General features: G+C 65.0%; 23 protein-coding genes. 16 read left to right on the top strand and 7 right to left on the bottom strand.

Going from position 1 to position 24,457, the window contains the following annotated elements; translation table 11 throughout:
* Positions 1-118 precede the first annotated feature (118 nt).
* Positions 119-754, bottom strand: a complete 636-nt coding sequence (locus XH90_RS07225) for a cupin domain-containing protein (protein ID WP_194479908.1) — start codon at positions 752-754, stop codon at positions 119-121.
* Positions 755-959: 205 nt separating this feature from the next.
* Here XH90_RS07225 and XH90_RS07230 point away from each other — a divergent pair, with 205 nt between their 5' ends.
* From XH90_RS07230 to XH90_RS07255, 6 genes are read left to right on the top strand one after another with little or no spacing between them, the layout of a single operon-like run.
* A complete protein-coding gene (locus XH90_RS07230; protein WP_194479909.1) occupies positions 960-2,651 on the top strand; it encodes a peptide ABC transporter substrate-binding protein in 1,692 nt (563 codons plus the stop codon).
* 27 nt (positions 2,652-2,678) lie between these two features.
* A complete protein-coding gene (locus XH90_RS07235) occupies positions 2,679-3,629 on the top strand; it encodes an ABC transporter permease (RefSeq protein WP_194479910.1) in 951 nt (316 codons plus the stop codon).
* A 4-nt stretch (positions 3,630-3,633) separates the two neighbouring features.
* A complete protein-coding gene (locus XH90_RS07240) occupies positions 3,634-4,509 on the top strand; it encodes an ABC transporter permease (RefSeq protein WP_194479911.1) in 876 nt (291 codons plus the stop codon).
* Positions 4,510-4,543: 34 nt separating this feature from the next.
* Positions 4,544-5,872, top strand: coding sequence for an FAD-binding oxidoreductase (locus XH90_RS07245; RefSeq protein ID WP_194479913.1), 1,329 nt, complete (start codon positions 4,544-4,546; stop codon positions 5,870-5,872).
* 7 nt (positions 5,873-5,879) lie between these two features.
* Entirely contained in the window at positions 5,880-6,806 is a 927-nt protein-coding gene (locus XH90_RS07250) for a glyoxylate/hydroxypyruvate reductase A (RefSeq protein ID WP_194479914.1), read from the top strand.
* Positions 6,806-8,674, top strand: coding sequence for an ABC transporter ATP-binding protein (locus XH90_RS07255; protein ID WP_194479916.1), 1,869 nt, complete (start codon positions 6,806-6,808; stop codon positions 8,672-8,674). Before XH90_RS07250 ends, XH90_RS07255 begins: the two co-directional genes overlap by 1 nt.
* Positions 8,675-8,686: 12 nt before the next feature.
* Here the strand turns inward: XH90_RS07255 and XH90_RS07260 are convergent, their stop codons facing one another.
* The gene (locus XH90_RS07260) at positions 8,687-9,910 is read right to left on the bottom strand and encodes a polyhydroxyalkanoate depolymerase (RefSeq protein WP_194479918.1); all 1,224 of its coding nucleotides are present in this window, start codon (positions 9,908-9,910) and stop codon (positions 8,687-8,689) included.
* A gap of 121 nt (positions 9,911-10,031) precedes the next feature.
* Between XH90_RS07260 and XH90_RS07265 the strand changes: the two genes are divergently transcribed.
* Entirely contained in the window at positions 10,032-10,688 is a 657-nt protein-coding gene (locus XH90_RS07265; protein ID WP_194479919.1) for a glutathione S-transferase family protein, read from the top strand.
* Between the two features lie 279 nt (positions 10,689-10,967).
* Here XH90_RS07265 and XH90_RS07270 read toward each other — a convergent pair whose 3' ends face one another.
* Positions 10,968-11,186 carry a hypothetical protein gene (locus XH90_RS07270; RefSeq protein ID WP_194479921.1) on the bottom strand — a complete coding sequence of 73 codons (219 nt, stop codon included), beginning with the start codon at positions 11,184-11,186 and terminating at the stop codon, positions 10,968-10,970.
* A gap of 183 nt (positions 11,187-11,369) precedes the next feature.
* On the opposite strand from XH90_RS07270, the gene XH90_RS07275 reads away from it, so the two are divergent.
* From XH90_RS07275 to XH90_RS07295, 5 genes are all read left to right on the top strand, one after another.
* Positions 11,370-11,723, top strand: coding sequence for a hypothetical protein (locus XH90_RS07275; RefSeq protein WP_371748326.1), 354 nt, complete (start codon positions 11,370-11,372; stop codon positions 11,721-11,723).
* A 79-nt stretch (positions 11,724-11,802) separates the two neighbouring features.
* Complete coding sequence (locus XH90_RS07280; protein WP_194479923.1) at positions 11,803-12,636, top strand: AraC family transcriptional regulator; 834 nt, start codon at positions 11,803-11,805, stop codon at positions 12,634-12,636.
* A gap of 135 nt (positions 12,637-12,771) precedes the next feature.
* Positions 12,772-13,698 (top strand): SMP-30/gluconolactonase/LRE family protein, encoded by a 927-nt coding sequence (locus XH90_RS07285; protein ID WP_194479924.1) that lies wholly within the window; start codon positions 12,772-12,774, stop codon positions 13,696-13,698.
* Positions 13,699-13,874: 176 nt separating this feature from the next.
* A complete protein-coding gene (locus XH90_RS07290; protein WP_194479926.1) occupies positions 13,875-14,468 on the top strand; it encodes a GNAT family N-acetyltransferase in 594 nt (197 codons plus the stop codon).
* 16 nt (positions 14,469-14,484) lie between these two features.
* Complete coding sequence (locus tag XH90_RS07295) at positions 14,485-16,131, top strand: GMC family oxidoreductase (RefSeq protein ID WP_194479928.1); 1,647 nt, start codon at positions 14,485-14,487, stop codon at positions 16,129-16,131.
* Between the two features lie 914 nt (positions 16,132-17,045).
* Here XH90_RS07295 and XH90_RS07300 read toward each other — a convergent pair.
* Together XH90_RS07300 and XH90_RS07305 are read right to left on the bottom strand one after the other, a co-directional pair.
* The gene (locus XH90_RS07300; RefSeq protein ID WP_008140272.1) at positions 17,046-17,888 is read right to left on the bottom strand and encodes a MoxR family ATPase; all 843 of its coding nucleotides are present in this window, start codon (positions 17,886-17,888) and stop codon (positions 17,046-17,048) included.
* Between the two features lie 93 nt (positions 17,889-17,981).
* Positions 17,982-18,227, bottom strand: coding sequence for a GlsB/YeaQ/YmgE family stress response membrane protein (locus XH90_RS07305; protein ID WP_194479930.1), 246 nt, complete (start codon positions 18,225-18,227; stop codon positions 17,982-17,984).
* Between the two features lie 123 nt (positions 18,228-18,350).
* Between XH90_RS07305 and XH90_RS07310 the strand changes: the two genes are divergently transcribed.
* The 3 genes from XH90_RS07310 to sseA all read left to right on the top strand — a co-directional run bounded on the left by XH90_RS07310 (position 18,351) and on the right by sseA (position 21,026).
* Positions 18,351-19,526: a VWA domain-containing protein gene (locus tag XH90_RS07310; RefSeq protein ID WP_194479932.1), complete on the top strand. Its 1,176-nt coding sequence runs from the start codon at positions 18,351-18,353 to the stop codon at positions 19,524-19,526.
* Positions 19,527-19,558: 32 nt separating this feature from the next.
* Positions 19,559-19,972 (top strand): rhodanese-like domain-containing protein, encoded by a 414-nt coding sequence (locus XH90_RS07315; protein WP_194479934.1) that lies wholly within the window; start codon positions 19,559-19,561, stop codon positions 19,970-19,972.
* Between the two features lie 199 nt (positions 19,973-20,171).
* Complete coding sequence (gene sseA, locus XH90_RS07320) at positions 20,172-21,026, top strand: 3-mercaptopyruvate sulfurtransferase (RefSeq protein WP_194479935.1); 855 nt, start codon at positions 20,172-20,174, stop codon at positions 21,024-21,026.
* A 13-nt stretch (positions 21,027-21,039) separates the two neighbouring features.
* On the opposite strand, the gene XH90_RS07325 is transcribed toward sseA, so the two are convergent.
* Positions 21,040-21,807 carry a hypothetical protein gene (locus XH90_RS07325; protein WP_194479937.1) on the bottom strand — a complete coding sequence of 256 codons (768 nt, stop codon included), beginning with the start codon at positions 21,805-21,807 and terminating at the stop codon, positions 21,040-21,042.
* Positions 21,808-22,173: 366 nt separating this feature from the next.
* Between XH90_RS07325 and XH90_RS07330 the strand changes: the two genes are divergently transcribed.
* A complete protein-coding gene (locus XH90_RS07330) occupies positions 22,174-23,346 on the top strand; it encodes a L,D-transpeptidase (RefSeq protein WP_194479939.1) in 1,173 nt (390 codons plus the stop codon).
* A gap of 72 nt (positions 23,347-23,418) precedes the next feature.
* Here the strand turns inward: XH90_RS07330 and XH90_RS07335 are convergent, their stop codons facing one another.
* Positions 23,419-24,381 (bottom strand): D-2-hydroxyacid dehydrogenase family protein, encoded by a 963-nt coding sequence (locus XH90_RS07335; RefSeq protein WP_194479941.1) that lies wholly within the window; start codon positions 24,379-24,381, stop codon positions 23,419-23,421.
* Between the last annotated feature and the right edge of the window lie 76 nt (positions 24,382-24,457).

Below are 24,457 nucleotides of genomic sequence, written 5' to 3' on the forward strand. Positions count from 1 at the left end.
CGCGGACCCTCAACCATCCGCCCAGTCGCACGAGTCCGGCTCCCTGTGAGCTACAGACTCCCTGCGGCGGCGTCGAGGGCAAATTCCGGCGCTATCTGGGCGAGATATTCCGAGGGCGTCAACCTGGTGGCGAATCGGTTTGGCGCAGGGTCGTGACCCAAATCACCCGTGCCGCCTGCTGGGTCGGGTTGTCGAACATGTGCGGCACGATGCTCGGGAAACGAAAACTGTCGCCCGCTTCCAGCACGTGGGCCTGGTTGTCGAGCCACAGGCGGAGGCTGCCGGAGAGGATGTAGCCGGCCTTCTCGCCGGTGTGCTGGAGGAAGTCGGTGCCCGAGGAGGCGCCGGGGTTGAGCGTCAGCTCGTAGAGCTCCATCTGGCCCTTGCCTTCCGGCGTCAGCGCTTCCTTGACGACGCCGCTGGCGGTGAGGCGCAGCAGGCGCCTGTTGTTCTTGCGCACGATGTAGCGCTGCACATCGGCGGCGGGATCGCTGGTCTCGAAGAAATAGGAGATCGGCACGTCGAGCGCGATGCTGAGCAGGCGCAGCGTGCGGATCGACGGCATCGCGCGCGCGCGTTCGAGCTGGCTGATCATGCCGTTGGAGAGGCCGGTCTTGTTGGCGACGTCCTGGATCGAGAGACCCGCGCGCTGGCGCAGCAGCCGCACGGTCTCGCCGAGGCGCTGGTCGACAGCATCGTCGGTTTCGATCGTCGGGGTATCCTTCGGACCGTCAGTGTCGCCGCGACCATCCATGTCGCTCTCCCAAGCATTTCCGCGCCGCCGGATTGGCCGGCGGCGGAGTGAAAAGGTCGCGCATCCTAGCAATCTGATTGACAGCTGTATTTAGTCATGATGAACTTTTGGCTGAAAAATTTAGAAGCACTAAAGCCCACTCCTGTCCCTTTGCCGGGGTCCTGGGGCGCGGGAGAGGTGCCGCGTGCGGGAACGGAGACTGGTCATGGCAGATGACACCGGCAAGTTCAGCGTTGGCGGACTGCATCATCCCGGCATTCCAAATCGCCGACAATTCTTCCAGCTTGGCGCCGGTGCCGCCGCGGGATGGACGCTTTCGGGCAGCGCCTTTGCGCAGACCGAGCGTCCGGGCATTCCGCCGGACAAGCCGCGCGGGCAAGTGATCGCCGCATTGTCGCAGGAGCCGACCGTCTTTCATCCCTTGATGCCCGGCATCGAAGTCGACCAGGGCGTCTGGTGGCAGGTGTTCTCGCCGCTCTGGTTCATCGATCCCGACGGCAAGTTCGTGCCCGACCTCGCGAGCGAAGTCCCGACGGTCGAGAACGGCGGCCTGTCGGCCGACGGCCTGACCTGGAAGATCAAGCTGCGCAAGGACGTGAAGTGGCACGACGGCACGGCCTTCACGGCAGATGACGTCAAGTTCTCGCTCGATCTGATCAACAATCCCGACTTCCGCGTCCGCAATCGCGTCGGCCACAGCCTGGTCAAGGACATCACGGTCGTCGCGCCCGACGAGATCCATTGGCGAATGGAAGCTCCCTATTCGCCCTATATGTCGATCCTGTCGCTCACCTTCATCGTGCCCAAGCACATCCTCGAGAAGGTATCCGACCCGAATTCGTCGCCGTTCCACAACGCGCCTGTCGGCACCGGGCCGTTCCGCTGGGGCGAGCGCGTGCCCGGCGACCATATCCTGCTCAATGCCCACACCGGCTATCACGGCAAGGGACCTTACGTCGAACGCGTGGTCTTCAAATACATTCCTGACCTCACCGTCCTCTACACCCAGTTCCGCACGGGTCAAGTCGACTACACCGGCCTGCAGGGCATTTTGCCGAACTTCGTGCAGGAGGCGAAGACGCTGAAGGGTCGCAAGATATTCGTCTCCTCGACCTCCTCGGTGGAGCATATCGCGCCCAATCTGGAATTCGGCCCGTTCGCCGACCGCACGGTGCGCGAGGCGCTCTACCTCGCCATCAACAAGCAGGCGATCATCGATGCGCTGAACTACGGCCTGCCGACGCAGACCGAGAGTTTCGTGCCGCAGCAGGCGTGGTCGTTCCAGCAGGGTCTGCCGCAGCACAAATACGATCCGACCAGGGCCAACGCGCTGCTCGATGCCGCGGGGTGGGCCCGTGGCTCCAGCGGCGTGCGCGAGAAGGGCGGCGTGAAGCTCGAATTCACCAACTCGACGACCGCAGGCAACGCAGTGCGCGAGCAGACCCAGCAGCTCCTGATCCAGGACTGGCGCGCGATCGGCGCGAGCATGCGCGTCAACAACATGCCGGCCGCCGTGATCTGGGGCGACTTCTGGCAGCAGTCGAAGTTCAATTCGGTGATCGTGGGCGTGAACTTCATGCTGGGCAGCGATCCCGACGTGACGCCACGGTTCGGCTCCGGCGCGATTCCCGCCAAGGGCGGCCGCGGTTACAACACTTATCAATACCAGAGCGCGGAGGCTGATCGGCTGCTCGCGCAAGGCGCCAGGCAATTCGATATAGCGCAGCGCAAGACCACCTATGGCGACCTGCAGAAGCTGATCCGCAACGACCTTGCGATCCTGCCGCTGTTCCAGGGCTTCATCGCCGAAGGCGTGAAGGAGGGGCTGCAAGGCTTCCGCCCCAACATCAACACATCGACCAATTGCTGGAACATGCGCGAATGGTACTGGGCCTGATGCCTCAGGCCGGCTGGATCGCCTGAGATGGCCCGTTACGTCCTCAATCGCCTGGCGCAGGCGGTGATACTGCTGGTGATCGTCTCCGCGATCGGCTTCGCTCTCCTGCATCTGGCGCCCGGCGGTCCGCTGTCGCAATTCGCGGCCTCGGCGCAGATGACGCAGGAGGATCTCGACCGCGTCAGCAAGCAGCTCGGGCTCGATCGGCCGCTGCCGATCCAGTATCTCGACTGGTTCGGCCGCATGTTGAAAGGTGATTGGGGCAAGTCCTATCGCGACGGCGAGGCGGTGCTGTCGGTGATCTCCTCGCATCTCGGCGCCACGCTGGAGTTGATGACGACGGCGACCATCATCGCCGTGCTGCTCGGCTGCTGGATCGGCATATTGGGTGCGCTCCGCCGATATTCGTTGTTCGATTCGCTCGCCACCGTCGGCGCCATGATCGCGCTGTCGATCCCGACCTTCTGGTTCGGCCTCGTCACCATCTACGTCTTCTCTGTGACGCTCGGCTGGCTGCCGGCCGGCAACCGCGAAACCGTCGGCGACGGCTCCTTCCTCGACCTGCTGCATCATCTGATCGCGCCGGCCATGGTGCTGGCGCTGGTCGAGACCGCGATGTGGGGCCGCTTCATGCGCTCCTCCATGCTCGAGGTCATCAACCAGGACTACATCCGCACCGCGCGTGCCAAGGGCATGCCGGAATGGCGCATCCTCACGGTGCATGCGCTGCGCAACGCGCTGCTGCCGATGATCACGGTCGCGGGCCTGCAGTTTCCGACGCTGCTCGGCGGCGCGCTGGTCGCGGAGACCGTGTTCACCTGGCCCGGCATGGGCCGGCTGTTCCTGGATTCGATCGGCTATCGCGATTATCCCGTGGTGATGGGCATCCTGATGTTCTCGGCGACGATGGTGCTGATCGGCTCGCTGATGGCCGACATCCTCTATGCCGTCGTCGATCCACGTATCCGGGTGAGCTGAAGCGATGGCGACCGCAGTCCTGTCCGCCGCTCAACCCACACCTGGCCAGGGCGCCTGGCGACGCTTCTGCCGGCATCGGCTCGCTCTCGCCGGCGCCGTAATTATCGTCGTCCTCGTGCTCGGCTCGGCGTTCGGTCCTTATCTCCTGCCGTTCGACGACACCTATATCGACATCCTGAAGCGTTTCGCGCCGCCGTTCTCGGGCGCGCACATCCTCGGCACCGACGAACTCGGCCGCGACGTGCTGGCGCGGTTGATGATGGGGGCGCGTGTCTCGCTGTCGATCGGCTTCGTCGCCATGGTGATCGCGATGGTGGTCGGCATCGTCGTCGGCGCCTTCGCCGGCTTCTATGGCGGTGTGGTCGGTGCAGTCCTCATGCGGCTCGTCGATGCCGTGCTGTGCTTTCCGACCATCTTCCTGCTGCTGGCGCTGGCCGCGCTCACCGAGCCCGGTTTCGTCACCACCACCGTGCTGATCGCGGCGACCGCCTGGATGTGGGTGGCCCGCGTCGTCGAGGCCCAGGTGCGCTCGCTGCGGGAGCGCGAGTTCGCGGTGGCAGCCCTGGCCTTCGGCTCGTCGAACCTGCGGATCATGTTCCGCGAGCTCGTGCCCAATGCGATGGCGCCGATCCTGGTGGCGGCGACGCTCAACGTCGCCAAGGCGATTTTGCTGGAATCCTATCTCAGCTATCTCGGCTACGGCATCCAGCCGCCGGCCGCGAGCCTGGGCAACATGCTCAACAACGCGCAGATCTATCTCACCAGCGCGCCCTGGCTTGCGATCGCGCCGGGTGTCGCCATCACGCTCGCGGTGACGAGCTTCAACTTCCTCGGTGACGGCCTGCGCGATGCGCTCGATCCGCGGATGAACATCCCATGACGAAAAGCCTCGAACTGATCTGCAGGAGTGCATCATGTCCCCGCCGCTCAACCGTATAAACAGCGACGAACGCCTGCCGGCGCAGGCGGATGTCGTCGTCATCGGCGGCGGCGTCATCGGCGTCTCCGCGGCCTATCATCTCGCCAGGAAGGGTCTCTCCGTCGCGCTGGTCGAGAAGGGCCATGTCGGCGGCGAGCAGTCGAGCCGCAATTGGGGCTGGTGCCGCCAGCAGGGCCGCGCGCGCGAAGAGATTCCGCTGGCGCGCGAAGCGCTGCGGCTTTGGGAGGACATGCAGAACGACGCCGGTGTCGATGCGGGCTTCCGCCGTACCGGCGTGTTGTTCCTGACCAAGAGCAAGGACGAGCTCGCGAGCTGGGAGCGCTGGGCCGCGGTCGCGCGCGAGATGCAGGTGCACTCGACTGTGCTGACGCCGGCCGAAGTCGCCGAGCGCATGCCCGGGAATACCGACAAATGGGTCGGCGGCCTGCACACGCCGAGCGATGGACGTGCGGAGCCGTCGATGGCCGTGCCTGCGCTCGCCACCGCTGCGCGAAAGCATGGCGTCACCATCCACCAGGGCTGCGCCGCGCGCGGGCTGGAGACCTCGGGCGGAAAGGTCAGCGCCGTCGTCACCGAGAAGGGCGCCATCAAAACCCAAGCCGTGCTGCTGTCGGGCGGCGCCTGGTCGTCGCTGTTCTGCCGCCGTCATGGCATCGAGCTGCCGATCGGTCTCGTCAATGCGACTGCATGCCGAACCACGCCGGCGCCGGAGATCACCTCGGGCGCACTCGGCACCGATCTCTATTGCATCCGCCGCCGCCTCGACGGCGGCTTCACGCTGGCGCTGCGCAATCGCGGTACGGTCGAACTGTCGCCGGACCTGTTCCGCTATGCGCGCACGTTCTGGCCGACCTATTTGCATCGCAAGAACGGATTGAAATTGTCGGTCGGCAAGTCGTTCTTCGATCAGATCGTGCGCGGCACCGGCTGGAGCTTCGACAAGCCGTCGCCGTTCGAGACCGAGCGCGTGCGCGATCCCGCGCCCGACATGTCGCTGGTCAATGCCGCGATGGCTTCGCTGATCAAGGCGAATCCGGAGCTGAAGGACATCGAGATTGCGGAAGCCTGGGGCGGCACCATCGACTGCACGCCGGATACGATCCCGGTGATCTCGCCGGTCGATGCATTGCCGGGCTTCTTCCTCGCGACCGGCTTCTCCGGCCATGGCTTCGGCATCGGTCCCGCGGCCGGCAAGCTCGCCGCCGACATCGTCACCAACGCGACGCCACTGGTAGATCCTGCCGCCTACAGCCACAAGCGCATGATCGACGGGCGCCGGCTCGCGCCGGTCAGCCCGTTCTGAGGGCTGCATGAGCGTCCTCTACAAAGCCAACATGTTGCGCGGGGCGGAGTGGGCGACCTTCTTCGCCGAGCGCGCGCCGCAAGTGCCGTTCCGGCTCTGGCCTGACATCGGCGATCCCGCCGACGTGCGCTATCTCGTGGCGTGGGTGCCGCCGGAGGACATCGCGGCGACCTTTCCAAACGTCGAACTGGTCTTCTCGGTTGGAGCCGGCGTCGACCAATTCGATGCAACGAAACTCCCGGCGCACATTCCGCTCGTACGCATGCTGGAGCCCGGCATTGCCGAGACCATGGTGGAATACGTCACGATGGCGGTGCTGGGCCTGCATCGCGACCTCCTGCACTTCATCCATCAGCAGAAGGAACAAGTCTGGCGCGAGATCCGGATCACGCCGGCCAAGCGCCGGCGCGTCGGCGTGATGGGGCTCGGTCAGCTCGGGCAGGCCGTGCTCGAACGGCTCAGAGGATTCGACTTTCCGCTATCAGGCTGGAATCGATCGCCGCGCGAGATCGAGGGCGTGATCTGTTACGCGGGCGCGGACACCTTGCCGGAATTTCTCGCGCAAGCCGACATCCTCGTTTGCCTGCTGCCGCTGACCGACGAGACCCGCGGCATCCTCAACGCAGATCTGTTCGCGCGCCTCCCGCGTGGGGCGGGGCTCGTCAGTGTCGGACGCGGCCCGCATCTCGTCGAGGCCGATTTCCTCGCCGCCCTCGACAGTGGTGCTTTGTCCGGCGCGGTGCTTGATGTCACCGATCCCGAGCCGCTGCCATCAGGCCATCCGTTCTGGAGCCATCCGCGCATCCTGCTGACCCCGCACAATGCCAGCATGACGAGCCCGGATACCGCGGTCGATTTCGTGCTGGACGTCATCGCGCGTCACCGCCGCGGCGAGGAGCTGCCGGGGCTGGTTGATCGCAAACGGGGTTACTAATGAGCATCGGCGCAACGAGACCCGACCAAGTCGTCGCGGAGGCACAGTCGCCCGTGCTGACGGTCTCGGACCTTACCACGTCTTTCCTGCGCGATGGGCAATGGATTCCCGTCGTTCGCAGCATCTCCTTCGACATCGCGCCGCGCGAAACCGTGGCGATCGTCGGCGAGTCCGGGTCGGGCAAGAGCGTCACCGCGCTGTCGATCATGCGGCTCCTTCCGAAGGAGAGTGGCCGTAGCGAGGGCTGCATCACGCTCGCCGGCCGCGATCTCCTCGCGCTCCCCGAAACGACCATGAAGGACATCCGCGGCAACGACGTCGCGATGATTTTCCAGGAGCCGATGACGAGCCTCAATCCGGTACTCACGATCGGCTTCCAGATCGCGGAAGCGCTGATCCAGCACCGCGGTCTGTCGCGCGCGGCGGCGGAGGCTGAGACCATTCGGCTGCTCGACCGTGTGCGCATTCCCGCGGCGAAGTCGCGCTTTCACGAGCATCCGCATCGCTTTTCCGGCGGCATGCGCCAGCGCGTGATGATCGCGATGGCATTGGCCTGCAAACCAAAACTCCTGATCGCGGACGAGCCGACCACCGCGCTCGACGTCACCATCCAGGCCCAGATCCTGGAGCTCTTGAAGGAGCTTCAGCAGGAGGAGGGGATGTCGATCCTCTTCATCACCCACGACATGGGCGTGGTCGCCGAGATCGCCGACCGCACGGTCGTGATGTATGGCGGGCAGGCGGTAGAGACCGATGCGACCGCGCGCATCTTTGCCGCGCCCTCGCATCCCTATACGCGCGCACTGCTCGCGGCCGTGCCGCGGCTCGGCTCGATGGACGGCCGCCCACGCCCGATGCGCTTTCCCATCGTCGACAAGGTGACGGGCACCTCCGACGAGCCGGCTGAAACGCCTGATACGGTCTCGACTGTCGAGCGGCCGCTGCTCGAGGTCTCGAATCTCACCACGCGCTTCCCGATCCGATCGGGCCTGTTCGGCAAGGTCTCGGGTCGCGTCCACGCGGTCGAGAACATCTCCTTCACCTTGCGCGCGGGCGAAACGCTGGCGCTGGTCGGCGAGTCCGGCTGCGGCAAGTCGACCACGGGCCGCTCGATCCTCAAGCTGACGGAGCCCGACGCCGGCACCGTCCTGATCGACGGCCATGACGTGCTCGCCATGACCGGCCGCACCTTGCGCGACTTCCGCAGGCACATGCAGATCGTGTTTCAGGATCCGTTCGCGAGCCTCAATCCGCGGATGTCGGTGGGAACGGCGATCGCAGCCCCGCTGCTCGCCAATGGCCTCGCCACCGCTGCGCAGGCGCGTGAGAACGTCGCCGACCTGCTCGTACGCGTCGGCCTCACCGCCGACATGGCCGCGCGCTTTCCGCATGAATTCTCCGGCGGTCAGCGCCAGCGCATCTGCATCGCACGCGCGCTGGCGCTCGGACCGAAGCTGATCGTCGCGGACGAGGCGGTCTCCGCGCTCGACGTTTCGGTCAAGGCGCAGGTCGTGAACCTCATGCTCGACCTGCAGGCCAGCATGGGCCTCGCCTATCTCTTCATCTCCCACGATATCGCCGTGGTCGAGCGCATGAGCCACCGCGTCGCCGTGATGTATCTCGGCGAGATCGTCGAGATCGGCCCGCGCGCATCCGTGTTCGGCAATCCGCAACATCCCTATACGAAGAAGCTGATGGCGGCGGTGCCGGTGCCGGATCCCGCGCGCCGCGGCAGCAAGCGCGAGGTCGCCAACGACGAGATCAGAAGCCCGGTGCGCGCGCCCGACTATCAGCCGCCGGCCCGGCAATATCGCGAAGTGTCGCCCGGCCACGTCGTGCAGGTCTGGGGCGAGGAGTGGTCGGCCTGAGGCGATTGCGCTCTACGAGTTCACGTGCACGAAATCCCGCAGCAGCGGGTAGATCTCGTTGTTCCAGCGTTTGCCGGAGAATACGCCGTAATGGCCGACGCCGGCCTGCATGTGATGGACCCGGCGATAGGCGCGGACGCCGGTGCAGAGGTCCTGCGCCGCGAGCGTCTGGCCGATCGAGCAGATGTCGTCCTTCTCGCCCTCGACCGTCATCAGGCCCATGCGGCCGACGGCCCTGGTGTCGACGGGGCGGCCGCGATGCATCAGCTTGCCCTGCGGCAGCAGGTGCTCCTGGAAAACGTCGCGCACGGTCTCGATGTAGAACTCGGCCGGCAGATCCATCACCGCGAAATACTCGTCGTAGAAGGTCTTGATGCTCGCCGCCTTCTCCGTCTCGCCCTTGGCGATGTGGTTGGCGAGATCCATGTGCTGCTTGATGTGGCGCTCGAGATTCATCGAGACAAAGGCGGTGAGCTGCACGAAGCCGGGATAGACCTTTCGCAGCGCGCCACGGCACTGCACCGGCACGTAGTTGATCAGGTTGCGCTCGAACCATTCGATCGGCTTGCTTTTCGCGAAGTCGTTGACCTTGGTCGGCTGGATGCGTGTGTCGATCGGACCCGCCATCAGCGTCAGCGTCGCCGGCCGCGAGGGATGATTGCCCTCGCACATGATCGCGGCGGCCGCGAGCGCCGAGACCGACGGCTGGCAGATCGCCACCATGTGCGGGCGCGGCCCGAGCTGGCCGAGGAAGTCGATCAGGTGCTCGGTGTAGTCGTCGAGTCCGAAGCGGCCCTCGCTGCGCGGAATGTCGCGCGGATTGTGCCAGTCGGTGATGTAGACGTCGTGATCCTGCAGCAGTGTCTTCACGGTGCCGCGCAGGAGCGTTGCGAAATGGCCGGACATCGGCGCCACCAGCAGCATGCGCGGCTGCTCGCTGACGCCGTCCTTTTTGAAATGCAGCAGCGAGCCGAACGGTGTGGCGTAGGCGATCTCCTCGGTGACGCCGACCGCGCGGTTGCCGACCATCACGCTGTCGATGCCGTAGGCCGGCCGGTCATAGGTGAGGGTGGAGCGCGAGATCAGCTCCAGCGCTGCCGAGAGCCGGCCGACGACCTGGTCCGACATGCCCTGCGGTACCAGATTGAGGAATTTCAGCGCGGACGAGGCTCCGGCCCGCCATGGCGCTGTCAGGTCCATCTGATTCTGAAAAGCCTGATAATACATCGACATCATACTGAAGCGCCCACCTGTCCGCTGCCGCCATGCAATATCGGAGCCAGACAGGCGGTGGCCGCCCCTGGAATTGGCACGTCGCTTGCTGCGCGTTTGGCCGGAAACGTGAGGGAAGGGCCCTATGGCGAAGGCGACACTGACCATCAGCAGCAAGAACTACTCGTCCTGGTCGCTGCGTGGCTGGCTGCTGACGAAGTTCTCCGGGCTCGATTTCGAGGAGATCATCACGGCGCCGGACGATGCCTCCGCGCGCGCCGAAATCCTGCTGCTGTCGTCCTCGATCCTGGTGCCCTGCCTGCGGCATGACGGCGCCACGGTATGGGATACGCTCGCGATCGCCGAATATCTCAACGAGGCGATGCCGGACGCAGGGCTGCTGCCTGATGATCGCGTGCAACGCGCGCATTGCCGCTCGATCTCAGGCGAAATCCATTCCGGCTTCACGACGCTGCGCGCCTCGCTGCCGGTCAATCTGAAGGGGCATTTCCCCGGCTTCAAGATCTGGTCGCGCGCGCAGGCCGACATCGACCGCGTCTGGTCGATCTGGCGCGAATGCCTGGCGAAATCAGGCGGGCCGTTCCTGTTCGGCGAGAAGCGCACCATGGCGGATGCGATGTACGCCCCCGTGGTGACGCGCTTCGTCACCTATGACGTCAAGCTCGAGCCGCGGCTGAAGGCCTATGCCGATACCATCATGGCCATGCCCGAGATGAAGGAGTGGATCGCGGCGGCGAGGGAAGAGCCGGCCGAGATCGAGGAGCTCGAGGTCGAATATTAGGCAGGCGACGCGGCGCCTTGCCTGTTTCCGGGGCGCTGGCATCAGGCCACCTCGCCGGCCTCTATGTCTTTGCCAACGTTAACTTTTGCCGAAGGTATTGGCCGAGGGCCGATCTTGGGCCGCGCAGATATTGTGCGCCTCGGCGACGCCTTGTCGACATCTAGCCGTGAACAGCCGCGTACGGGGCCATCAAGCCGATTCGGACGTGATTCGTTCGGGCCGCGTTCCATTCGTTAAGGCGGAGCGCGGCCCCGTTGCATTATGAGACAGAGGCGGCCTTCAGGCCGAGTGTTTCAAACGCGGCCGTCGCCAGCCGATGACGGTGGCTTCCACCGCGATGCCGGCCTCGTGGTTCTGCCAGCGTCCCTCGACATAACGGCAGGCAAACGGCAGTTGATACGTCCCGCTGTGGTCCTCGCACAGCACTTCGAGTGGCAGGCCAGGCGGCGGTTCTCCGGCGCCATCGAATTCCGCCAGACGTCTTTCGCGCGTTGCCATTCCAGAAATCTCCCCTAATCAAAGCCACGGAAAGAGCGCCCACTTTTTCCGCGCACGGTTTAATGCTCCCCGTCCGAGGGAACGGCCCAAGCTCACCGCGAGAATGCGGTGCCAATGTGGTAGCCTCGAGCGGCTGTGCGCCATCGGCGCACATTGCCGTGATCGATTTGATGAGGAACCTGAATGCCGCGCCGGATCGCTGCTGCTTGTTTCGCTATGTTACCTCTCGTCGCGCACACGCCGGTGCGTGCGCAGGACGTCCCCGGCATCGAGATCTGCACGGTCGAAAAGACGATGGAGCGGCGCACCAGCTGCCTGCAGAGCAACGTCGATTTCCTCCAGAAGACCATCACAAAACTCAACCTCGATCACCAGCAGAAGCTCGATGCTGCCATCAGGCAGATAGATGCACTGAAGGTGGCGCTCACGAGTTTGCAAAAGACGATCGGCGATCTCCAGGCGGCGCAGGCAAAGACGGCCGAGGATTTGAAGAAAAAGCAGGACGCGCCGCCGCCGAAGGATGCGAAGGACAAGTAACGTTTGACCGCAACGCCGATCAAACGGGGCATCTCGTGATCGTCTAGACCGGCCTTGCTTCGAACGAGAGCCCTAACCCATGAACCCAGCCCAGCGTGCGCTCTGGTACATCGAAAGCCATCTGGCCGAGCCGATGACGCTCGACGAGATCGCGGCGATCGGTGGCGTGTCGCGGTTCCACATGGTGCGAGCGTTTGCCGCAGCCACCGGTCTCCCGGTGATGCGCTACGTGCGGGCACGCCGGCTGAGTGAAGCGGCGCGCAGCCTTGCCAGGGGCGCGCCGGACATTCTGTCGCTGGCGCTGGAGGCAGACTACGGCTCGCACGAAGCATTCACCCGCGCGTTCCGCGACCAGTTCGGCACCACGCCCGAAGCGGTGAGGGCGGCGACGTGCACCGGCCAGCTCAAGCTTCAGGAGCCGATCCTGATGGAGTCCTCCATGCTCGACAATCTCGACGCCCCGCGTTTCGAAACCGCAAAAGCCTTCCTCGTCGCCGGCCTCGCCGAGCGCATCGCCTGCGACAACGGCGCGGCCATTCCGGGCCTGTGGCACCGCTTCCACCAGGAGGTCGCCGACATTCCCGAGCGCGTCGGCAACGTGGCTTACGGCGTCTGCTGCAACGGCGATGATTCCGGCAATTTCGACTACATCGCCGGTGTCGAGGTCGCCGATTTCTCCGACCTCGCGCGCCGCTTCGGCCGCATCCGCATCCCCGAGCAGCGCTACGCGGTGTTCACCCACGCCGACCACGTCGCCTCGATCAGGCGCACCGTCAACACGATCTGGAATCAATGGCTGCCGGCCTCGGGCTACAAGGCAGCGGATGCGCCGAACTTCGAGCGCTATGACGAGAAGTTCGATCCGGTGACCGGCAATGGCGGCTTCGAGATTTGGATACCGGTCAGGGAGTAGCGCGCAACGCTGGCATACCATCCCGCTTGCTTGGCAAGGGAGATCGACTTTGTCATAACCGCTGGCAAAACTTGCCAGCGGGGCCCGTGCCGGACATCCCGAGCAAGCCATAACAAGCAGCCGGGAGGGTCCCCAATGTCTGACATCCGCGTTCTCGCCACCGACCTCGAATTTCCCGAAGGCCCGGTGGTGATGCCGGATGGTTCGGTGGTGCTGGTGGAAATCCGCGGCCAGCGCCTGACCCGCGTTCATCCCGACGGTCGCAAGGAGATCGTGGCGAAAGTGCCGGGTGGCCCGAACGGTGCGGCGCTCGGTCCCGACGGAAAAATCTACATCTGCAACAATGGCGGATTCTCCTGGATTCCGACCCGCAACATGATCATGCCGGGTCCGCAGCCCGAGGACTATCTCGGCGGCTCGATCCAGCGAGTCGACCTTCAATCCGGCAAGGTCGAGACCGTCGTGACCAAATGCGGCGAGCACGATCTGCGCGGTCCGAACGATCTGGTCTTCGACAAGCACGGCGGCCTGTGGTTCTCCGACCTCGGCAAGCGCCGCGCCCGCGAGATGGATGTCGGCGGCATGTACTATCTCAAGCCCGGCATGACTGACATCGTCGAGGTCGTGCACGGCATACTGCCGGCCAACGGCATTGGTCTCTCGCCGGACGAAAACACCGTCTACATCGCGGAGACGCCGACGGCGCGGCTCTGGGCCTATGAGCTCTCCGCGCCCGGCACGCTCAAGCCGCGCGACGTGATCTATCGCGGCGAGCGGGGCAAGCCGATCTGCGGCCTCGGCGGCTATCAGATGTTCGACTCGCTCGCGGTGGAAGCAGGCGGCAACGTCTGTGTCGCGACCCTCGTCTCCGGCTGCATCTCGGTGATCGCGCCCGACGGCACCCTGGTCGAGCAGGTCCCGACCGGCGACCGCGTCACCACCAACATCGCCTTCGGCGGCCCCGAGCTGAAGACCGCCTACATCACGCTGTCAGGCAAGGGCGAACTCGTCGCCATGGACTGGCCGCGCAGCGGTTTGCCGTTGAATTTTTTGAATAAGTGAGAATGTGTTGAGCCGGCATTCTGAACGTGCTGTACAAATTCCGCCGTCATTCCGGGATGCGTGCGCAGGCACGCAGGCCTGGAATCCATAACTCCGGCACGTGGATATGGATTCCGGGCTCGCCGCTTCGCGTCGCCCCGGAATGACGATCAGTCGTTTTCTTGGAGACAACCTCAATGCCTTGGCCCGATCCCGTCACCCTGCGCGGACAGCATGCCCGTCTCGAGCCGCTGTCGAAAGAGCATCGCGATGGCCTGATGGAGGCCGTGAAGGACGGCGAGCTCTACACGATCTGGTATACCGCGATCCCGACGCCGGAGAACGTGGCCAAGGAGATCGACCGACGTCTTGGCCTCCAGGCTGCGGGCTCGATGCTGCCGTTCACCGTGTTCGACGCCGGCGGCAAGATCGTGGGACAGACCACCTACATGAACATCGATGCTGCCAATCGCCGCGTCGAGATCGGCTCGACCTGGTATGGCAAGAGCGCGCAGCGCGGGCCGCTGAACACACAGTGCAAGCTGCTGCTGCTGACCCACGCCTTCGAGACGCTGAACTGCATCGCCGTGGAATTCCGTACGCATTTCTTCAACCACCAGAGCCGCCGCGCCATCGAGCGTCTCGGCGCCAGGCAGGACGGCATTCTGCGCAGCCACCAGGTCGCGCCGAACGGCACGCTGCGCGATACCGTCGTCTACAGCATCACGGCCGCCGAATGGCCGACGGTGAAGGCACATCTGAACTATCAACTCAACGAAAAGCCACGCTAGGGGCGGCCGAGGCATCATGGATAGATTTGATTATGTGATCATCGGCGCGGGCTCCGCCGGTTGCATCCTCACTTCCAGGCTCAGCGAAGACCCGAACGTCAGCGTCTGCGTGCTCGAGGCGGGACCCTCCGACTGGCACCCCTACATCCATCTGCCGGCGGGTTTCATCAAGACCTTCCACATGAAGAGCATCAACTGGGCCTACCAGCAGGAGGTCGGGCCCTATACCGGCGGACGCAGCATCTATGCGCCGCGCGGCAAGACGCTCGGCGGCTCGTCCTCGATCAACGGCCACATCTACAATCGCGGCCAGCGCATGGATTTCGATACCTGGGCGCAGATGGGCAATCGCGGCTGGGGCTATGCCGATGTGCTGCCTTACTTCAAGCGGCTGGAGAAACGGGTCGGCGAGGGCGACAGCACCTTTCGCGGGCGCGACGGTAATCTCACCGTCACGACGATGGACTGGCGCGATCCGCTCTGCGAAGCCTTCATGGAAGGCGCGGTCTCGCTCGGCATTCCCCGTAATCCCGATTACAACGGCGCGAAGCAGGAGGGCGTTTCCTACTGCCAGCGCACCATCGACAAGGGCCTGCGCGTCTCCGGCTCGACCGCGTTCCTGAAGCCTGCGATGAAGCGGCCGAACGTGCACGTGCACACGCACGCGCATGCGACCGAGATCATCTTCGAGGGCAAGCGCGCCGTCGGCGTGCGCTACACCAAGGGCGGTCGCGGCGGCACGCCGGTGGAGGTGCGCGCCAACAAGGAAGTGATCCTCTCCGGCGGCACCTATAATTCGCCGCAGCTCTTGCAGCTCTCCGGCGTCGGCTCGCCCGATCTGCTCAATGCCCACGGCATCCAGGTGCGTCACGCGCTGCCGGTCGGCGAAGGCCTGCAGGATCATTACGCCCCGCGCACCGTGGCGCGCGTCAAGGACATCAAGACCATCAACGAGCTTCGCCGCGGCTTCTCGCTGTGGATCGAGGCGCTGAAATGGGCGACCGCCCGCCGCGGCCTGCTCTCGCTGTCGCCGACCATGGTCTATTGCTTCTGGCACTCGGGCGAGAGCGCCGACAGCTCCGACCTCCAGCTCACTTTCACGCCGGCCTCTTACAAGGAAGGCGTGCAGGGCCAGCTCGAGGACGAGCCCGGCATGACGGTGGCCTCCTGGCAGCAGCGCCCGGAGAGCCGTGGCTATGTCCGCATCCGCTCGAATGATCCGTTCGCGGCGCCGATCATCCAGACCAATTATCTCGATGCCGAACTCGACCGCCGCGTCATCGTCGGCGGCATGAAGCTCGCGCGCAACCTGCTGAAGAGCGCGCCGCTGTCGCCCTATTACGCCTACGAGGATTTCCCCGGCCCGAACGTCAACACCGACGACGAATTCCTGCATGCCGCCACCGAGCGCGGCACCACGACGTTCCACCCCGGCTGCACCTGCCGCATGGGCCCGGCGGATTCATCGTGGGCCGTGGTCGACGACCAACTCCGCGTCCACGGTCTCGAAGGCCTCCGCGTGATCGACGCCTCGGTCATGCCGCGCATGATCTCGGCGAATTTGAACGCCTCCACCATGATGATCGCCGACCGCGCCTCGGACCTCATTCGCGGCAAGGCCCCAATGGAAGCCGTGCGTATTCCCGACGCCGTGGTGGCTTAAGATTTCGTCGGGTGGGTTAGCTTGCGGCTGCGCAAAGCGCAGTCGGCTAGCGTAATCCACCGCGTCTCTCATCGCGGAAACGAGAGAGGTGGGTTACGCTGGCGCCAACCCACCCTGCCAACTTCATTCGGATTTGCCCGTCGGGCAAAACACCCCGCCGCGCGTCAATCCTTCCCCGCAAAAATATTCCACTTTACCGAAATTCGGAATTGCGGCATAACTCGAAACAGCCCGGCCCGTTGATGAGGGGCGGTTCGCGAGTCGTTCGAAACGCGGGCCGGGTTGCGGTGGACGCGGCAGCGTCGGCACGGACGGTGAAGGGCAGGGCGGATTGCTCTCCGTGAGCCCAAATCGTCGTGTGGACGGACGGCGCTGAACGCGTACGGCAAAACCGTGTGGTCCTGACCGTCGTTGCTACGGTCAAGCTCTTGCGAAGGCGGCATGCGCGTCAACCGGCGTGGTGCCGGTGAATTTCGCAAGGACGAGGGAGGCCAGAAGGAATTCGGCTCCCGGGAGAGCACGGCATAAGCCGTCCGACCACTGCGCAGGGAAGGCCGTGTGTTCGGCTTCACCTGTATGCCGCTGTGCATTTCTCATTGCGCTACATGCGCACAGCGGACCGTGGGTGCCAGCCGGCACCCGGCCTTCCCTGCGCCCTCCGTTCGAAGAGGGTGCGACAGACGAAGCAAAGCTCGGGCGAGATGCGCCGCGAGGACGCGAAGATGTGTCTGCGCACCCCTTACTGTCATCCGTGCGGCCAGCGCGCAATTGCGCACCAGGACCGGGCGATCCATTGTTCCAGAGCTTGTTGTGATTGAATCGAGAAGCCGCGGCGTACCGGATGCCCCGGTCAAGCCGGGGCATGACACCGTCAGTGTGGCTGCAGCGACGTGCGACCGCAGGAGCGCTCGCCCTTACACTTCACGTCGGCTCAAGAATGCCAGTCGCTCGAACAGATGCACGTCCTGCTCGTTCTTGAGCAGCGCGCCGTGCAGCGGCGGGATCAGCTTGCGCGGGTCGCGCTCGCGCAGCTGCTCGACGCTCATGTCCTCGTTGAGCAGCAGCTTGAGCCAGTCGAGCAGCTCCGAGGTCGACGGCTTCTTCTTCAGGCCGGGCACCTCGCGCACCTCGAAGAAGATGCGCAGCGCCTCCTCGACCAGGCGCTTCTTGATGCCGGGGAAGTGGACGTCGACGATGCGGCCCATCGTGTCGGCGTCCGGAAACTTGATGTAGTGGAAGAAGCAGCGGCGCAGGAAGGCGTCCGGCAGCTCCTTCTCGTTGTTCGAGGTGATCATCATGATCGGGCGCTGCTTGGCCTTGATGGTCTCGCCGGTCTCGTAGACATGGAACTCCATGCGGTCGAGCTCGAGCAGCAGATCGTTCGGAAATTCGATGTCGGCCTTGTCGATTTCGTCGATCAGCAGCACCGGGCGCTGCTCGGCGGTGAAGGCTTCCCACAGCTTGCCGCGCTTGATGTAGTTCTTGATATCCGAGACGCGCGCATCGCCGAGCTGGCTGTCGCGCAGGCGCGACACCGCGTCGTATTCGTAGAGGCCCTGCTGCGCCTTGGTGGTGGACTTGATGTGCCAGGTCAGCAGCGGTGCGTTCAGCGCCTTCGCCACTTCCTCGGCCAGAACAGTCTTGCCGGTGCCGGGCTCGCCCTTGATGAGGAGCGGGCGCTCCAGCACGATCGAGGCATTGACGGCGACCTTGAGATCGTCGGTCGCAACATAGTCCTTGGTGCCCGTAAATTTCATTGCGCGTCCTTGTTGGTCGTCGGCCGGGAGAGCGCCCCGGTCGCGACAGGGGAGCGGCCGCACGCGGCACCCGCTCCTGGTTCGGTCAGGCTTTCAGACCCGTCTTATCAGCGAAAGGATGACCAGCACAATCACCGCGCCGATCGTGGCATCCACGATGGCGCCGATCGTGCCGGTGGCGAGCTCGATGTGCAGTTGGGGCAGCACCCAGCCGGCCACCAGCGCGCCGATGATGCCGACGACGATGTTGCCGATCAGCCCAAATCCCGCCCCGTGGACAATCTTGCCGGCCAGCCAGCCGGCTATCGCACCAATGATGAGCGCTGCGATAATTCCCATTGCAAACGTCCCCAAAACAAACCTGTGACGCCCTCAATTCTAGAGCAAATAGCCTCCCGGTCCAGCGCCCGGCGCTGCCCTCCGCCCCTTGACGTTCGCCCCCCGACGGGCAATCTGTCATCCATGTTCCTGCAATTCTTCACTTCTCTGCGCGATGCGCAGGTCCCCGTGACGCTGCGCGAATACCTCACGCTGATGGAGGCGCTCGACGCTGATCTGTCGGACTATTCGGTCGAGAATTTCTACTATCTGTCGCGCACCTCGCTGGTGAAGGACGAGCGCAATCTCGACAAGTTCGACCGCGTGTTCGGCACGGTGTTCAAGGGGCTGGAAAGCCTGCTCGACGCCATGGAGAAGGCGGAGATCCCCGAGGAGTGGCTGAAGAAGCTCGCCGAGAAATACCTCAGCGAGGAGGAGAAGAAGCAGATCGAGGCCATGGGCTGGGACAAGCTCATGGAGACCTTGAAGAAGCGCCTCGAGGAACAGAAGGGCCGGCACCAGGGCGGCTCGAAATGGATCGGCACCGCCGGCACCTCGCCGTTCGGCGCGCACGGCTACAATCCCGAAGGCGTTCGCATCGGCCAGGAGAAGAACCGCAACAACCGCGCCGTGAAGGTGTGGGACAAGCGCGAGTTCAAGGATCTCGACGGCAATGTCGAGCTCGGCATCCGCAACATCAAGGTGGCGTTGCGGCGCCTGCGCAAATTCGCGCGTACCGGCGCGCCTGACGAACTCGATCTCGACACCACCATTCGCGAGACCGCCAATCACGGCTATCTCGACGTTCACATGCGCCCCGAACGGCGCAATGCGGTGAAGCTCCTGGTGTTCTTCGACATCGGCGGGTCCATGGATTCGCATATCGAGCAGGTCGAGGAGCTGTTCTCGGCGGCGAAGAGCGAGTTCAAGCACATGGAGTATTTCTACTTCCACAACTGCCTCTATGAAGGCGTGTGGAAGCAGAACAAGCGCCGCTTCACCGATCGTACGCCGACCTGGGACGTGCTGCACAAATACCCGCACGACTACAAGGTCGTGTTCGTCGGCGATGCCTCGATGTCGCCTTACGAGATCATGGTGCCGGGCGGCTCGGTCGAGCACGTCAACGAGGAGCCCGGCTCGGTCTGGCTCGACCGCATCATTCGCACCTATCCGCATACTGTGTGGCTCAATCCGGTCGCGCAGAAGCACTGGGACTATTCGGAATCCACCACCATCATCAAACGGATCTTCGCCAACCGCATGTACCCGATCACGATCGAAGGTCTGGAGAATGCGATGAAGGAACTGACGCACTAGCTGCAGGCTCGGCCGACAAGAGGGAGAAGCATATGCCCCAAAACATCACCCGCGGCATCAAGGCGCTGATCGACGAGGCCAATGCCGAGATCGAGACGCTCTCCGCCGTGGACGCCATCGAGATTTCCAAGAACGGCGACGTCGTCATCGTCGACATCAGAGACCCCCGCGAGATCGAGCGCGACGGCCGCATCCCCGGCGCGTTCTCCTGCACTCGCGGCATGCTCGAATTCTGGATCGATCCGCAGAGCCCGTACGCCAAGCCGATCTTCCAGGAAGACAAGAAGTTCGTGTTCCACTGCGCCGGCGGCCTGCGCTCCGCGCTCGCGGCCAAGACCGCAAAGGACATGGGCCTGAAGCCCGTCGCCCACATCGCCGGCGGCTTCGCCGCCTGGCGCGACGCCGGTGGGCCGACGGAGCAGTGGGAGCCGAAGAAGAAGGGGTGAGGAGGAGCTGTTGCGCTCTCCACTCGTCATTCCCCGCGAAAGCGGAGAGTCCAGTACGCGGCGGCCTATCTGTTGAGTCACGGCCGTTTCGGCGTACTGGATCGCCCGTCAAGCCGGGCGATGACAGCAGAGTTCGACGCGTGCTGCTTCAATCTCGCTCGCGCTGTGCGCGCCCCGGAATGACCACAAGGAAAGACCAATGACCGCCGCCGATCCCCTCGTCTCCACCGAATGGCTCGCCGCCCACATCAACGACGCCAACGTCAAAGTGCTCGACGCCAGCTTCAAGTTGCCGGGCGTGCTGCCACTGCCGAAGGATGATTATCTCGCCGCGCATCTGCCTGATGCCGCGTTCTTCGACGTCGATGCGGTGTCGGATCACTCCAACCCGTTGCCGCACATGTATCCGAGCGCGGAGCAGTTCGGCCGCGATGTCGGCAATCTCGGCATCTCCAATGCCGACACCGTCGTGCTCTACGATGCCGGCGGCTGGGTCGCGGCGCCGCGCGCGTGGTGGATGTTCCTGGCCTTCGGCCACGGCAATGTGCGCATCCTCAATGGCGGCCTGAAGAAATGGCGCGCCGAGGGACGCCCCGTGGAGAGCGGCGAAGTGAAGCCGAAGGCGGCGACGTTCAACGCGAGCTACGATCCGAAGCGCGTGCGCAGCATGCAGCAACTGGTCGCCAATGTCGAAAGCCGAGCGGAGCAGGTGATCGACGCGCGCGCCGCCGACCGCTTCGAAGGCCGCGCGCCCGAGCCGCGCGCAGGCATCCGCTCCGGTCACATCCCCGGTGCGCGCAACGTACCTTATGGCCAGCTGTTCGATGCCGCGACCGGCACGATGAAGCCGCTCGACGATCTGCGCGCCGCCTTCACCGGGGCTGGCGTCAAGCTCGATGCACCAATCGTCACGAGCTGCGGCTCCGGCGTCTCTGCCGGCGTGCTGACGCTCGCGCTGTATCGCTTGGGCGTTACCGACACCGCGCTCTATGACGGCTCGTGGTCGGAATGGGGCCAGGAGAAGGGCCCGCCGATCGCGACCGGGCCGGCGTAACCCCGTCGCGAGGTCAGCGCGCGCGGGCGACCGTCGTGGCGAGCGTCTGCTGTTGCTGGCCGAACGGATCGAGCGCCTGCTGGATCTGCTGAGGCGGCGGGCGTCGCACGATGCGGTGACGCTTCTTGGGCTTGTGCGCGCGCGGCTTGCTCTCGGGCGCCGTGCTGGCGGCCTTCGGTTTCGCCGGCGCGAGGTCGTTCAGCGCCGCAACCCTTGCCGCGGCAAGGTCGCTCACGCGCGATGCCAGTGCCGGTGTCGCGGTTCGCGGCACGTCGGTGGCGGACAACGTTGGGGCCGGCGTCGCCGCGGCGATGGAGACGGTCGTGTCGGCCGGGGTCAGTGTGTCGGTGGGCGCGGGAGCCGCGGTCTCGATCGGGGCTGGCTCGGGAGCCGGCGCTTCGACGGCGGGCGTAGTCGTCTCTGCAGCCGGCGCAATGGCAGCGACCTGGGCCTCGGGCTGGGTTTCGAGCGTCACTGCGGCCATCTGCTCGGGGCCGGTCTCGACCGCGGGCAGCCCGATGCTCGGGATTTGCTCGGGCATCGCAAGCGCCGCCTCATTGGCATCAGGCGGGGCCGGCTCCACGCGCAGCGCTGCAAGCACCGGCTGGGCCGGTTCGGGGCTCTGCGCGAACACCTGCTCCTGCGGACCGTTCCGCCAGGAGGGGTTGCTGACGTACTGCTCGTGGCTCGCCCGCAGCAGCGAGGCGGCGCCCAAGCCGAACACCAGAATGGAGGTAGACACCAGGATCGCGGCAAGCAGGAAGCGAAAGCCGGGAAGCATCGACGGATTACGAATTTCCGCCCCGGCGGCGTATGGCCAGGGCCCATGAGCCATTTGAACGCGGTGACGGTACTGGGTGCCGCGTTCGCCACGCAGGAATTCGAGCTCAAAGCGGTGGCGAATCAGGCTGATTCGACCATATCGCAACGTCTCTGCGCCGTTCCGTAAAAATCAGGGCTGATGCTCCGGCAATCTACGGCAAAATGCGATTTCCGCCCCGTGATGCAACGGAGCAACTGTGTGCGATTGCATCACAAATCGCTAAATCAGGCACAGATCAGCAGGTTATGTCTTGAATGTGCCGCTATCTTCGGTCATGTGGCCGTCAACGGCTCGGACGGGGCCCGGGGACTTACAAGAGCGATGATGATCAAACATTTTCTGACGATATGCGCTGCCGCAACAGTCGCTGCGGCGGGAACCTCGCTTGTGCAGGCCCAGAGCTATCCGGTTCAACAGGCGCCGAGCTATGGCGCTCCGAGCGAATACCGGCCCGGCGACCGCACCCCGAATTTCGACTCGCTGGAGGATGACGACGACGCGCAGGCCTCGCTGCCGCCGCCTGGTCCGGCCGACGATCCGCGCTACGGCCGCCCGGCCGGCGCTCCCCCGGTTTATTCGGCCGCCCCGCCGCAGGGTCCGGTGATGTCCCCGGATGATCCGCGCTACGGCCGCCCGGCCGGCGCTCCCCCGGTTTATTCCGCCGCTCCGCCGCAGGGACCGGTGATGTCTCCCGATGATCCCCGTTACGGCCGGCCCGCAGGTCCGCCCCCGGTGATCTATGGCGATCGCTCGGGCCAGGCGCCCGCCAACGACGGCATGCGTCCGCCGGAAGCCGTCGGTGGTCCGGCCGCGACCGGCGCGGTCTCGCCGCAGCCCGGTGCCGATGGCCGGCCGATGTCGGTCGCCTCGTTGCCGCCCGAGGAGCAGCCCGACGCTGCACCGGCGCAGTTGCCGCCGAACCTGCGTCGTCAGGAGGTCGCGTTCCAGACCAAGGAGCCCGCCGGCACCATCGTCGTCGATACCCCGAACACCTACCTCTATTACGTCCTCGGCAATGGGCGCGCGATCCGCTACGGCGTCCGCGTCGGCCGCGACGGCTTCACGTGGACCGGCGTGCAGAAGATCACCCGCAAGGCCGAGTGGCCGGATTGGCATCCGCCGGCGGAAATGATCGAGCGCCAGCCCTACCTGCCGCGCTTCATGGCCGGCGGCGAAGGCAATCCGCTCGGTGCCCGCGCCATGTATCTCGGCTCGACCGTGTATCGCATCCATGGCACCAACCAGCCTTCGACGATCGGCAAGTTCGTCTCCTCCGGCTGTATCGGCATGCTCAACGAAGACGTCTCCGATCTGTTCGACCGTGCCAAGGTCGGCACCCGCGTGGTCGTCTTGCCGGGCAATCCGCCTCCGGGCACGACGACCGCTTCGGCGGCACCTGCGCCCGGTCAGGCGCCGATGGCCGCCCAGGCCGGTCCGGTCCCGGGTACGCAGCCCACAGTGGTGCCGCCGCTGCCCGCGCCGGTCACCGTGCGCTAGGCGCTTCGAGATATCTGGAATTGAGAAGGGCGTGCCGTCGGCACGCCCTTCGTCGTTTGAGGTCGGTGTCGTTCAGGCCAGCTTTCGCGGCAGCTCACGGCCCTTGGTGAAAGCGTCGATCGCCTCGACCATCTGGCCGTAATGGATGCGCAGCCCGTCCTCGGTCGCGTAGCCGAGATGCGGCGTCAGTACGAGATTGTCGAGCTTGCGGAAGGGATGGTCGACCGGCAGCGGTTCGACCGAGAACACGTCGATGCCGGCGCCGGCGATCTTCCGTTGCTGCAAGGCCTCCAGCAGCGCCTGCTCGTCCACGATCGGCCCGCGCGCGGTATTGACGAGGAAGGCGGTCGGCTTCATCCGCGCAAGATCCGCACGGCTGACGAGGCCGCGCGAGCGATCGCTCAGCACCACGTGGATGGTGACGATGTCGGCCTTGGCGAACAACTCCTCCTTGGTGGCATAGCCGACGCCGGCGGCCGCGCACTTCTCCGGCGTCAGGTTCGGGCTCCAGGCAATCACGTTCATGCCGAACGCCTTGGCGACGCCCGCCATCTTGGTGCCGAGCTTGCCGAGGCCGATGATGCCGAGCGTGAGGCCCTCGATCTCCACGCCGGCAAAGGTCTGCCAGGGTTCGCCCGCATGCATGCGCGCGTTCTCGCGGCCGATGCCGCGGGTCAGTTCCAGGATCAGGCCCATGGTGAGCGGCGCGGTCGGGTCGCGCGAATATTGCGTACCGCCGATCACGACGCCGCGTTCCTTCGCAGCTTCCATGTCGATCGCGGCGTTGCGCATGCCCGACGTGAGCAGCAGCTTCAGCTTTGGCAACTTGTCGAACAGGCTCCTCGGGAACGCGGTGCGCTCGCGCATCGCGCAGACGATCTCGAAATCGGCGAGCGCGCTGGCCGCGGCCTGCTCGGAGGCAAAGGGGTGGCTGAACACGGTGGTGTCGATGCGGTCGGACAGTTTCGACCAGTCGGCGACGTCGAGGGCGAGGTTGAAATAGTCGTCGAGAATTGCACAGCGCAGCCGCGTCATCAGCGTTCATCCATGGCCAGAGTTGACGGCGAGAGGTGAGACGCCAAGCGGAAGGCGCCATCGTCGGAACCGGGCC

It is taken from the genome of Bradyrhizobium sp. CCBAU 53338 (genome assembly GCF_015291665.1).
Lineage (GTDB): Bacteria > Pseudomonadota > Alphaproteobacteria > Rhizobiales > Xanthobacteraceae > Bradyrhizobium.

Excerpts from the sequence above, each read along its gene's own strand:
- XH90_RS07225 (WP_194479908.1), bottom strand. The coding sequence starts at position 754 with ATGGATGGTCGCGGCGACACTGACGGTCCGAAGGATACCCCGACGATC.
- XH90_RS07230 (WP_194479909.1), top strand. The coding sequence starts at position 960 with ATGGCAGATGACACCGGCAAGTTCAGCGTTGGCGGACTGCATCATCCC.
- XH90_RS07235 (WP_194479910.1), top strand. The coding sequence starts at position 2,679 with ATGGCCCGTTACGTCCTCAATCGCCTGGCGCAGGCGGTGATACTGCTG.
- XH90_RS07240 (WP_194479911.1), top strand. The coding sequence starts at position 3,634 with ATGGCGACCGCAGTCCTGTCCGCCGCTCAACCCACACCTGGCCAGGGC.
- XH90_RS07245 (WP_194479913.1), top strand. The coding sequence starts at position 4,544 with ATGTCCCCGCCGCTCAACCGTATAAACAGCGACGAACGCCTGCCGGCG.
- XH90_RS07250 (WP_194479914.1), top strand. The coding sequence starts at position 5,880 with ATGAGCGTCCTCTACAAAGCCAACATGTTGCGCGGGGCGGAGTGGGCG.
- XH90_RS07255 (WP_194479916.1), top strand. The coding sequence starts at position 6,806 with ATGAGCATCGGCGCAACGAGACCCGACCAAGTCGTCGCGGAGGCACAG.
- XH90_RS07260 (WP_194479918.1), bottom strand. The coding sequence starts at position 9,910 with ATGATGTCGATGTATTATCAGGCTTTTCAGAATCAGATGGACCTGACA.
- XH90_RS07265 (WP_194479919.1), top strand. The coding sequence starts at position 10,032 with ATGGCGAAGGCGACACTGACCATCAGCAGCAAGAACTACTCGTCCTGG.
- XH90_RS07270 (WP_194479921.1), bottom strand. The coding sequence starts at position 11,186 with ATGGCAACGCGCGAAAGACGTCTGGCGGAATTCGATGGCGCCGGAGAA.
- XH90_RS07275 (WP_371748326.1), top strand. The coding sequence starts at position 11,370 with ATGCCGCGCCGGATCGCTGCTGCTTGTTTCGCTATGTTACCTCTCGTC.
- XH90_RS07280 (WP_194479923.1), top strand. The coding sequence starts at position 11,803 with ATGAACCCAGCCCAGCGTGCGCTCTGGTACATCGAAAGCCATCTGGCC.
- XH90_RS07285 (WP_194479924.1), top strand. The coding sequence starts at position 12,772 with ATGTCTGACATCCGCGTTCTCGCCACCGACCTCGAATTTCCCGAAGGC.
- XH90_RS07290 (WP_194479926.1), top strand. The coding sequence starts at position 13,875 with ATGCCTTGGCCCGATCCCGTCACCCTGCGCGGACAGCATGCCCGTCTC.
- XH90_RS07295 (WP_194479928.1), top strand. The coding sequence starts at position 14,485 with ATGGATAGATTTGATTATGTGATCATCGGCGCGGGCTCCGCCGGTTGC.
- XH90_RS07300 (WP_008140272.1), bottom strand. The coding sequence starts at position 17,888 with ATGAAATTTACGGGCACCAAGGACTATGTTGCGACCGACGATCTCAAG.
- XH90_RS07305 (WP_194479930.1), bottom strand. The coding sequence starts at position 18,227 with ATGGGAATTATCGCAGCGCTCATCATTGGTGCGATAGCCGGCTGGCTG.
- XH90_RS07310 (WP_194479932.1), top strand. The coding sequence starts at position 18,351 with ATGTTCCTGCAATTCTTCACTTCTCTGCGCGATGCGCAGGTCCCCGTG.
- XH90_RS07315 (WP_194479934.1), top strand. The coding sequence starts at position 19,559 with ATGCCCCAAAACATCACCCGCGGCATCAAGGCGCTGATCGACGAGGCC.
- sseA (WP_194479935.1), top strand. The coding sequence starts at position 20,172 with ATGACCGCCGCCGATCCCCTCGTCTCCACCGAATGGCTCGCCGCCCAC.
- XH90_RS07325 (WP_194479937.1), bottom strand. The coding sequence starts at position 21,807 with ATGCTTCCCGGCTTTCGCTTCCTGCTTGCCGCGATCCTGGTGTCTACC.
- XH90_RS07330 (WP_194479939.1), top strand. The coding sequence starts at position 22,174 with ATGATCAAACATTTTCTGACGATATGCGCTGCCGCAACAGTCGCTGCG.
- XH90_RS07335 (WP_194479941.1), bottom strand. The coding sequence starts at position 24,381 with ATGACGCGGCTGCGCTGTGCAATTCTCGACGACTATTTCAACCTCGCC.